This is a genomic window from Vibrio sp. D173a (assembly GCF_030248475.1).
The window spans coordinates 1-1,020 of the sequence record NZ_JAHGAH010001552.1; the positions used below are offsets into that span (position 1 = coordinate 1).

General features: G+C 44.2%; 2 protein-coding genes. Both read right to left on the reverse strand.

The features are described from left to right. Window positions 1–533, reverse strand: a 533-nt coding sequence (locus KIV40_RS34675) for an AraC family transcriptional regulator (RefSeq protein ID WP_285353989.1), incomplete at its 3' end; no start/stop codon positions are given. Window positions 534–666: 133 nt separating this feature from the next. Further along, window positions 667–1,020: S1 RNA-binding domain-containing protein (locus tag KIV40_RS34680; RefSeq protein ID WP_285353990.1), on the reverse strand; the 354-nt coding region annotated here is incomplete at its 5' end.

Below are 1,020 nucleotides of genomic sequence, written 5' to 3' on the forward strand. Positions count from 1 at the left end.
TCTTCAATGTTCTGCTCGATGTAATTAATCACCTTCTGGGTCACGGTCAGCTTTGAAGCTCTGCCAATCACAGCCAAAAGGGAAGGGTGCGCCTCAACCATCAGAGAGAGCAAGGCTAAACTCAATTGAGTGACTGCGTAGTCATTTTGAGTCGGCTCGCTGGCCAACGTTAGCAGCATTTCCTTGAGTTGATTTAGGAGAATATACTCAGCATCAAACTTGATGTACCGCTCTGGAGGGCGTACAGATTCTAGGTCACCAAACTGATTGATAAATTTTTGAAAAATTGAGAGATCGAAGTCTAGGCAGATGGCGTTGAATTCGCCGTGTTCAGTGTTAACTGATATTTCTTGAACTTCGCCGGAGCTATAGAGCGCAAATTCACCAGCGTGGAGAGAGGCTTGAGAGCCATTGGGTAATGCAAAAGAGATACTGCCTTGGCGAACGATAAAAATGCCATTTCTTGAGGCGGGGTATCGCTCTCGTTTCCTGGGGGTGAAATTTCTAAATTGAGTGACATTGATTGATGGCATACACACTTCTTTGACGTTCTGATTGCTTAAATGCTTCCTCACTGAACCTAATATGCATCAAGTTACTTAGTGTTATATAGCAATAATAGCTTGTTTTGTTGTTATTTTTCGCGAGACGGCAATAAAAAAGGCGCTAATTATTAGCGCCTTTAGAAGCAAAGATTTGAGTTGGCTTAGCGACTAAGCTGCGGTTTTCTTGGTTTACCTCAGAGAGAACGACTACTAAAACGTCTCCCAATCTGTATACCATTTCTTTATCGATAGATACAGTACCCATATCACCATTGCACTCAATTCTTTCTTTGTAATCAAGAATGAGAGAGCCTGGGACGAATGCTGCTGCACCGTTCTCAAGCAGACGGATACGCATACCAGCGCGATTGATATCGAAGATTTCTGCTTGGAAGCGAGTCTCTTCTGCTGGTGCATTCGCAAGTGTGCGAGCGTATAACCAGTCGCTTACGTTGCGTTCTGCCATCCCGTGGTG